The sequence below is a fragment of the Candidatus Cloacimonadota bacterium genome (assembly GCA_020532355.1).
Taxonomy (GTDB): domain Bacteria; phylum Cloacimonadota; class Cloacimonadia; order Cloacimonadales; family Cloacimonadaceae; genus UBA5456.
In genome coordinates, this window is record JAJBBD010000218.1 from 1 (window position 1) to 8,798 (window position 8,798).

Genomic DNA, 8,798 nt, shown 5'->3' on the forward strand with positions numbered 1-8,798 from the left:
GCATATCCTTGTTTTCCTTTCGAAACATGGGACCCAAATAATAGAATCGGTGCACATCGCCATCTTTAGTAATCTTGGCAGTATGATGCAAAACACTGATAGTCCCTTCTGGGCGAAGGGTCAACAGGCTAAGATCACTGTTGGGTTGAGAAAGATTTATGATACCTTCGGTAGCATGTATGGCTTCATCTTTTTGCATCAGAGCGGTTATCCCTTCATGAATCACTCCGTAGTCCTGCAACACAGATAGGCGAATTTCCTGATAATCGTGCAAAGAAAGCACATGTGCCACTTTTTGTTCCAGCACCTTCCATTTCCAAACCTTTTCTGGCATGAATTGGTGGATGCCATGGTTGCTATTCACGTAAATCTCTCCCTTTTAAAATATCCTTACATTAGCTAATATAACGGGATTTCATCAGTATGCCATTAAAAGCGACATATTCCATAATTTCAAGCAGTTAGTTAGGTAATCGTTCCCAAATACCTTCATATTTCTTCCACACACCGGCATGTTTATATAAAGTGATGGTTCTTGATGCCAAAGAGGGATCGTCGCGCACAAAAGATTGCCATGTGGGGCTAAACTCATAATTTCTAAGCTTGTGCCACGAGCTTTGTTGCGTATATCCGTAGAAGTGGTAATCCATACCCAAATCCATTACTTTCTGCAACACTCGCAAGCTGTTCTCTTGGTCATGGTTGCCCAGAATCACGAGCTGCGCCTCGTTTAGAGTTGACTCATCCATAATAAGCAAGAAGTCTTCATCTGCCGGTTCCCAAGTTCTGGGATATCGCTCTGCCACAATGTTTAGTGTATCTGCCGTGTCGCTAAGTGTAATAAGCATAAATGCAGTTTCCGAATTTGATATTCTGTATCCAAAGTTCAACTGAATATCCGGTTGAGCAATTTCTACCTCATAACGCCCCCCTCCATGTTCAGTAATATCGGCATTTATATTGTAGAACAAGCCATCTACATAGCGAGTTGGAGTTAAGTGATCAACAGCGTTTAGGACAGGTATCCCATTGTCGTCTGTTATAGTAATAATCTTACTTTTTAGGTTACTGTTATGATTTTGTTCCTCGTTAAAGCGATTGTCCTTAAGGTTATAATAATGCCAATCTTCATCCAAATACACCATAATGTGATTGGGTAGACGGGTAAAATCCGCCGGAATTCCATTTGCTCGCAGAATATAAATAGCCAGGATGCGATATTGTGTATCACTTAGATACTTTTGCTGTGCCATGATATCCATTCGTGGCAATCCTGAAAGAGCCTTAGATAAGTCTATTTTATATTTCTTCTTCTGCCACTTAAGTGCTTTCTGCACTTGTTTGCGAGTATCCTTGTGCTTGTGCACAAAGCTTTTAGGATATAGTGATGCATGTTTTTTGCTTAAGTATGGCTTAGGCAATTCTTCATAAAATACGCTTGGAGAGAACAATTCAGCTGGCATATCTCGATCATGACTTCGCCAAAATCGATACACAGCTTCGAATAGATCGGCATCTGCCTGCCATAAAAACTTTGGATCGTAAGCTCTTAGAAAATCCAAATATTCTTCTTCCACAGGTTTGTTATGCTGCCAGAACTTCTCAAACTCATTCAAGTTTCCTCGAAACAATATCGCTATACTATCCTCAACCGTTGAGCTTTTCGCTTGCATTAGCCAGCTATCTATAGCATTTTGCCGCTTAGTTTTACGCCGTTCAATTTCTGTGCGATACTCTGCGGGCGCTTCTCGCCACACCATCTCGTTTGCTGGATATTGCATAACCACATCGATATCTGTTATGGGTTCATCAGATAGAATAAGTTCCACAGCTATTTTCTTCATCTCAGAAGCTTTTACCAGCTTGAGAGCATGTTTACCTTCTTTGTATGCCGAAAGATAAAAGTCTCCGCTTCCGGCACTAAATCCAAGTGTTCCATGCTCATTGCTTTTTAGGCTAATGATGCTTCGCAATGCTCCCCAATTATAAACCATCACATTGATCGTTGCATCTGCAACAGGATTCCCATTTATATCGATGCAGATGGCATCTACTCTACGGGTGCGCTCACGGGCATAATTGGGCGTTGAATTGATAATAGTATCATAGCGTCCTTGCACCAATACTTCATCATCTGCTGCTGCCAAACTGCCCTCGGCAAGGATCATCACGGTTTTGTCGATCATGCCGCTAAACCATGTTTGATCCGGAAAATATGCAGCATCCATATCTCCTGTGTAATGCCATTCATCGTCCAAATACACTTCAGCCCAAGCATGATTATTATCCATGTGTGCCCACCAGGGAGTGCTTGCAGGCCGTGAAGGCAAGCCAACCGTTCGCGCTGCCGCCACAAAAAGGATTTGCATTTCTTCACAGCGACCAACTAAGGATTTCTGTGTAATATCTAAAGGATTCTGATCTCTACCGCTAGTTTGTTTAAATTGTAGCTTTTCCACGCACCAAGCTGCACAAGCCCGATAGCGTTCCAATGGATCTGCAATCTCCAAAACCAAATCCAATCCATCCTCCAGCATCGCTTTCCGATAAGCACTCAGGCGTTCATCCGAAACACTTTGCCGTGCCACATAAGAAAGGAAAAACTCTGGGGAGTATTGCAAGCCCTTATTGTCCAGCAGATTAACAATCTCCTTGTAGTTGCTTTCTAACACTTCACTATCGCTTTCTGCAAGCTTAGAATCTTGTTCGTAAGCTATAAGATACGCCATCACTATATTGTTGTTATCCACAAGAAGTTGCCTGTATGCTTTTGATTTTTCTGTGGGTAATTTTTGCAGATTGCTTATGGCTTTATCTTTGAGTCTGGAAAACAATTCAGGATTGCCAGATACGCTTAGATCTGTCGGTAGCACTGCATCAAGTGATAGTGCCATAAATAGCATGATGCAAGCTAAAAAGAACTTGGACATGGTGTCTCCTCTACAAGGTATTCGCTTCTGTTGGCGCAAGTGTGGATATATTTCAACTGTCTTTAAAAAATATATGGAATTTCTATTACCTTAATAAATATATCTTTATTTTTGGCAAGGAAAAAGCGGCAACTGGGCATCCCATGAACAAACAAAAAGCCACCTCGTTGAGGTGGCTTTGGGGTTGAAATTGCCTTTATTAGCGATTCTGAAATCTTTTACGATTGAATTCTGCTTTCTTGGCTTTGCGGCATTCGGGACAGCGCTGAGGCTCGTTCTGAAGACCCTTTTCTCTGTAGAATTCCTGTTCACCTTCGGTGAAGATAAATTCTTTGTTGCAGTCCTTGCAGATAATGGTTTTGTCGGCCATTTTGTTTCTCCTGTGTTTTTTTGGGATCGAACATTCTTGGGCTTTCCCGAAACACAAGGAATTGGCACTTGGGAATGTTGAATCACTGTTTAGCTTACTCTGTTTAAATAATGATTTTTCTGTCAATACATTTTTTTGCATTTAAGAATATATTTTGAATAGTTTTTAAATGCGTGCATCAAATCACACGATATGGGACACCTTGTTCAATCCTTACAAAAGCATAAGCCAGAAAGCATGTATATTTTTGTCTACAATCCTAAGAAAAATGATCTTAGCACAGTTCATATAAGATCCTGCCTATTATGCTTTTTCCTTTCCTCCTATCCGCTTTAAGCAATTATTAAGGAAGGTTCATCTTGCTATACTCTTATAAGTATAAGATAATATTAGCCTTAAGCATCGTTAAGTATGGCGTGATGCATCAAGCGACAAGGAAGATGATATTCCCTGCCGCTTGATTGCTATAAGAGTAATAATTGTTTAGAAGCTTGTTTTATCTACAAAGTTGAAATCCTGCACAAGGATAGGTGGCACAACCGCATAAGCAGAGGAAAGTTGAGATGTGCCCAATGCCAGTATCCTTTGAGTCGTTTCGTGAGGAATTTCGTTAAAACGAAGGTTATTTACCGCATGTTTTACTATGCCGTTTTCGAAATATAGCACTCCGTCGCGGGTCATACCAGTAAGTTCACCACGCTTCATATCAACTGGGCGAATATACCAGAATCTGTTGATAATTAATCCCCTTGGTACCATTTTCATCATTTGTTCTTCGCTTGAATCTTCGCCTGGGATGTACATATTGAAGGGGAATTGCGCTTCACATCCTACTTTCTGAGCCCAATAGCGGTCTGCGGGCATATTCTTGAGAACACCGCGTTCCACCCAGCTTGTTTCCTTGCTGGGCAAGCCAAGCATATTGAATCTTGGTATCAGAATCTCAGGATTCATAATGGTGGAATAGAGGCTGAAATTTTCTCCGAAACATTTTTTATCCAGCATCCCAGTGAATGGCGTAAGGCCTTCATCGCTCTGTCTGCGATTCATCATCCAATTCATATACCACATCAGCTCATTCAAGGCGGGTGGGCGTAGTATCACAGCGATCTTTTGTGCATCGAAGGGCTTCTGATGTGCCAAGGCCTCAGCTTGAGACGCCAAGCGGGCAAATTCATCATCTAAATTGAAGGCTGCAAAATCCTTTGCCTCATAGCTAACTTTGGTTTCTACCTCGCCTTTTTTGAGTGTCATCGAGTGTCCAAAAGTTGTCCGATTATCCACCGCAGTAAAACCGTTTTTAGTAAACATATAATTAGTGCTATAATGTTTTTCGCACATCCCGGATACAGTTGCATCCATAGCTTTGGCTTTATCGATGCTCTTCTGCACTATGTTCACCATCTGTTCTGGTGTAAGCGCCTGAGTAGCATCTGAGCAGTTTTGCACTTCTGGCAATTCAGCAGGTCCAACAGAGGGCACGTGTTCGGGATCTTCGGGGGCAAGATGTGCATTCTCTTCCACCGCTTTAATCAATTTTGCCAAGCTTTCCTCATCGTCTTGATTGATCAGGCTTTTACCTCTTTTTGCACCAAAGGATACGCTAAGCTCAATCCTCACCTTTGGCCCAGCCAGATGTTGGGTAATGCCATTCTGAGCAAAACGAGTTTCATGACTATCACTTTCATCTATTGTGCAGGTGTAATCATCTGCCGAGCAATGCTGTCGGATATATTGTTCAATAAATTCTCTGTTCATTGGGAACCTCCCACACGGATATTACGGAATCTTGCTGGTGCAGAACCATGGGTCATGCGGGCAGTTTGTGAGGGCTGCCCCTTCCCGCAATTGACAACGCCGAAAGGACGCCAGAAACGCTCGTCACAGATAGCGTCGCAGCTATTCCAGAACTCCGGATTGCAGGATTTGTACAGGATTTTTTTGAGTGGGCGGACGAGCTTGCCATTCTTGATCTCCCAAAAGAAATCCCCACCAAACTGGAAGTTTACACGATGTTGATCGATCGAGAAACTGCCTCTGCCCTGAATATATACGCCTTCATCGGTATCAGCAATTAATTCTGCCGGGCTTAAAGGCTTTGTTCCCGGCAAAAGATATAGGTTCGGAATGCGGTTGATGGGTTGGTCAAAATAGTATGTAGCCCGGTTACATCCACGAGAATAATTCAATCCAATTTCCATGGCGGTATCGCGGGTGGTACCGTATTCATTCAGGATGCCATCTTTGATGATGTACCATTTCTGACCTGGAACCCCATCATCATCAAAACCCATCGTAGCCATACCTTCAGACAAAGTATTGTCGCCCACGAAATTTACTATCTCGCTGCCATAGCGGAAGTTCTTCAACTTTTCGGGAGTGGCAAAAGATACTCCAGCAAAATCCGCTTCCCAACCTAATACACGGTCTAATTCCGTGGGATGTCCCACAGATTCATGCATGGTAAGTCCCAAATGGTTAGGATCCAGAATTAGAGTACGCCGCTGTTCAGCGCCTAAAGTATCGGCTTTTACTTTTATCAAGGACTCTTGAGCAACTTGTTTTGCCTTATCTGCCAGATTTAGCTCTTGGATCCATTCCCAGCCAACCGTTCTGCCACCTTCGTCAAATGTGCGAGATTGACTATCCCCATCGGCAACGGCTGTAGCAGTGATAATGGGATCGATATAGATGTAGGTAATATCCAATCTTGTGCCTAAAGTGCTGGCAAAAAGCTTCTCGTCTTTGTGCATGATGATGTAACTCATGGCTTGGCGAATGCCATCAAAGGCAAGCATATTGCGGTTAACCTCCATCAGCAAATCAACTTTTTCCGAAAGCGGTACCTCGAACGGATCGATCTTTACGGGGGTTCTGTAGGTAGCTATATAACTGCGTTCAGGTGCCAAGCAGAGTTTTTTATCCTTATTTACTTTTGCTGAAAGGATGGCTATGTCGAAAGCTCGCTTAACGGTTGCTAACACTGCTTCATCGCTGTATACATTATTGTGGGCAAAGCCCCATGCGCCATCTTTAAAAATCCTGATGCCGTAACCATCCACTACTTGAGTATCTGCGGATTTTAGGCTGAGGTTGCGCATTAAGATACGTTGGTCTGTGGTTCTTTGAATGCGGATGTCGGCATATTCTGCGCCGAGGCTGTTAGCCGCATTCATGGCAAGATCCAGATATTTCATATTCATCCTCCAGATTGCTTTGTTTTTAACAATAAACTCTGCTATTCAATAAATAAAACTTAACGGCAAATAAAGAATAAAACCTAATCTGTCAAGTTCTATCTGATTCGTCCAGATTATCTTGTGGCTCATCTGGTAAGGGTAAATCCGGTAAATCCCGCATCCGTTTGCGGCGCTTTCGCACTACGGCAAACATCACAAAAGGTAGTAGCGCAAAAATTAGTGAATTAAAGACCACAAACAGATAGATGTAGCCAAGCTTCTTGCTGTGAGATTCAAATCTTTTGTGAAAATCCCATAGCGATGTATGATAGCTATTTACAAATATATCAGCGAAGTGCGGTTTGTGGCTTTGACGGTATCTGTATGCTAATAGATTCCAGAATTCTTGCCATTCTTGGTGGTGATTTTCTTTCATGAAACGCACCGCCATGGCAGAGCTTAAGTAGAATCTGGGCCAATCTGCCCTGTTATCGGGATAGCGATATCCCATACGGAAAAGATCACTTTGGGGATTTATTAAGCTTTCTCTAAGATACATCAAAAACCTTTCGTAACCCAATTGATTGCTGAAATAAGTTGCCATACCCTCGTGAAACCAGAGTGGGGCACCGACAAATAACTCTTCCAGATACCAATGAATGTATTCATGAATAAGAATCTTGAGATAGTTCTGAAGAACTTGATCTTTGCTGCGAATGAATATAGCTCGCTGAGAACTACTATAGAAAGCATCGCTAAACTCCACTATCTCGGCATTACTTTTGCTGAGTTGCTGATAATTACGTTCTTCGTGAATAATATAGATGGGAACTTTAGCTTTGGGATAGATGCCAAATTGCATTTGCAGATCGCCTATTCCATTGTCAAGAGCTTTACTTAACTCGAGTGCCCAGCTACTCTCAACACGGTTGCTGTATAACTCGTGATAACTTGAAGAGGATATAAGCGTGTAAGACGGGGCAGAAATCCATATTACCAGCATCAAAAGCAGAAGAATAAGCTTGTTTGAGTTATCAACGAGAAGTAGCAAGCGTCTCGCCGCACTCTCCATAATGCTCATAATCGGCAATAGTTTTATGCGAGAGGCTCCCGTCTAAGAAGCTCGTAGTAATTCCCGGCATCCTTTTTGGCTACATTGCCATCGGGAACCTCTTTGATGCGAAATTCATGTAGGAAGCCGTATAAACGCATTTCTACAACATCAGTTTCTTTAACTAAAACGGATGCTTTGGCAACTTTGCCGTTAACACTGATCAAGCCCTTGTCACAGGCATTTTTAGCAATGCTGCGAGTTTTTGTAAAGCATAGCTTATTGAGCAACAGATCAATTCTCATCGTTGGGTTTTCCATCAAGTATTTCTCTGATGCGAATGGCAATATCTCGGATCTTGAAAGGTTTCATCACAAAATCCCGAATCCCTTTTTCTCGCGCTTCATCCACAGAAATCAAAGTAGTAAATCCGGTGCAGATCACAACTGGTAAATCGGGATTGTGGGCTAACATCTTTGCAGCAAGATCAACTCCATTCATATAAGGCATTGTAGTATCTGTAATCACCATATCTATCTTTTCGGCATTCTTGATGAAGTACGAATGAGCTTTACGCGGATCGGTAAAGCCTTCCACTTTGTAGCCAAGACGCATTAAGCCCTGACGGAATACATTAACTAATGCTGGTTCATCATCTACGAACATAACCGTTTCACTTCCACAGATGTCTTTGGTCTCTTCTTCCTCATCCTGCGGAGCATGCCATTTGTCTGGCGTGTATACTGGTAGATATATATAGAAACTGGTTCCTTCACCCAATATGCTTTCTACTCTTACTGCACCATGATGAGACTGCACGATGCTATGCACTATGGAAAGCCCCAAACCGGTACCTTCATTAGCGCTTTTGGTGGTGAAGTAAGGATCAAAGATATGATCCATAATACCAGGATCGATGCCAGTACCATTATCTGCCACTGTAACCTTGAGATATTGGCATTGTTCAAGCTCAGGAAAGGCTTGCATATCGCGGGAGTTAAAGCTCACCAGATCTACAGCAAGCATAAGTTCAGCACCATCTTTCTGAAGAGCATGCATAGCATTAGTGCCCAAGTTGATAATAATTTGGTGTATTTGTCCGGGCACAGCGATAACCGTGCTGCGCTCGGCACTATAGTTTTCTTTAATCTTGATAGAGCGTGGAAGGTAGCTGCGCAGAAAGCGAACTGACTCTTTAACGTGTTCCACCAGTTCAATCACTTCAGTTTTTGATTCTTCCTGGCGTGAGAAGGATATCAGATGCGATA

At 42.5% G+C, this 8,798-nt stretch carries 8 protein-coding genes; all 8 read right to left on the reverse strand.

The genetic code is table 11. From position 1 onward, the window contains the following. On the reverse strand, positions 1 to 364 hold a 364-nt coding region (locus LHW48_07450), incomplete at its 3' end, for an ATP phosphoribosyltransferase regulatory subunit (protein MCB5260290.1). Between the two features lie 97 nt (positions 365 to 461). After that, positions 462 to 2,930, reverse strand: coding sequence for a transglutaminase-like domain-containing protein (locus LHW48_07455; GenBank protein MCB5260291.1), 2,469 nt, complete (start codon positions 2,928 to 2,930; stop codon positions 462 to 464). Between the two features lie 199 nt (positions 2,931 to 3,129). Next, a complete protein-coding gene (locus LHW48_07460; protein ID MCB5260292.1) occupies positions 3,130 to 3,300 on the reverse strand; it encodes a zinc-ribbon domain-containing protein in 171 nt (56 codons plus the stop codon). Between the two features lie 483 nt (positions 3,301 to 3,783). Further along, a complete protein-coding gene (locus LHW48_07465; protein ID MCB5260293.1) occupies positions 3,784 to 5,058 on the reverse strand; it encodes a hypothetical protein in 1,275 nt (424 codons plus the stop codon). After that, the gene (locus LHW48_07470) at positions 5,055 to 6,497 is read right to left on the reverse strand and encodes a TldD/PmbA family protein (GenBank protein MCB5260294.1); all 1,443 of its coding nucleotides are present in this window, start codon (positions 6,495 to 6,497) and stop codon (positions 5,055 to 5,057) included. The genes LHW48_07465 and LHW48_07470 overlap by 4 nt, the downstream gene beginning before the upstream one ends. Before the next feature lie 91 nt (positions 6,498 to 6,588). After that, the gene (locus LHW48_07475; GenBank protein ID MCB5260295.1) at positions 6,589 to 7,551 is read right to left on the reverse strand and encodes a hypothetical protein; all 963 of its coding nucleotides are present in this window, start codon (positions 7,549 to 7,551) and stop codon (positions 6,589 to 6,591) included. Positions 7,552 to 7,574: 23 nt separating this feature from the next. Then, entirely contained in the window at positions 7,575 to 7,835 is a 261-nt protein-coding gene (locus LHW48_07480) for an RNA-binding protein (protein ID MCB5260296.1), read from the reverse strand. Then, positions 7,825 to 8,798, reverse strand: a 974-nt coding sequence (locus LHW48_07485) for a response regulator (protein ID MCB5260297.1), incomplete at its 5' end; no start/stop codon positions are given. The genes LHW48_07485 and LHW48_07480, both read right to left, overlap by 11 nt.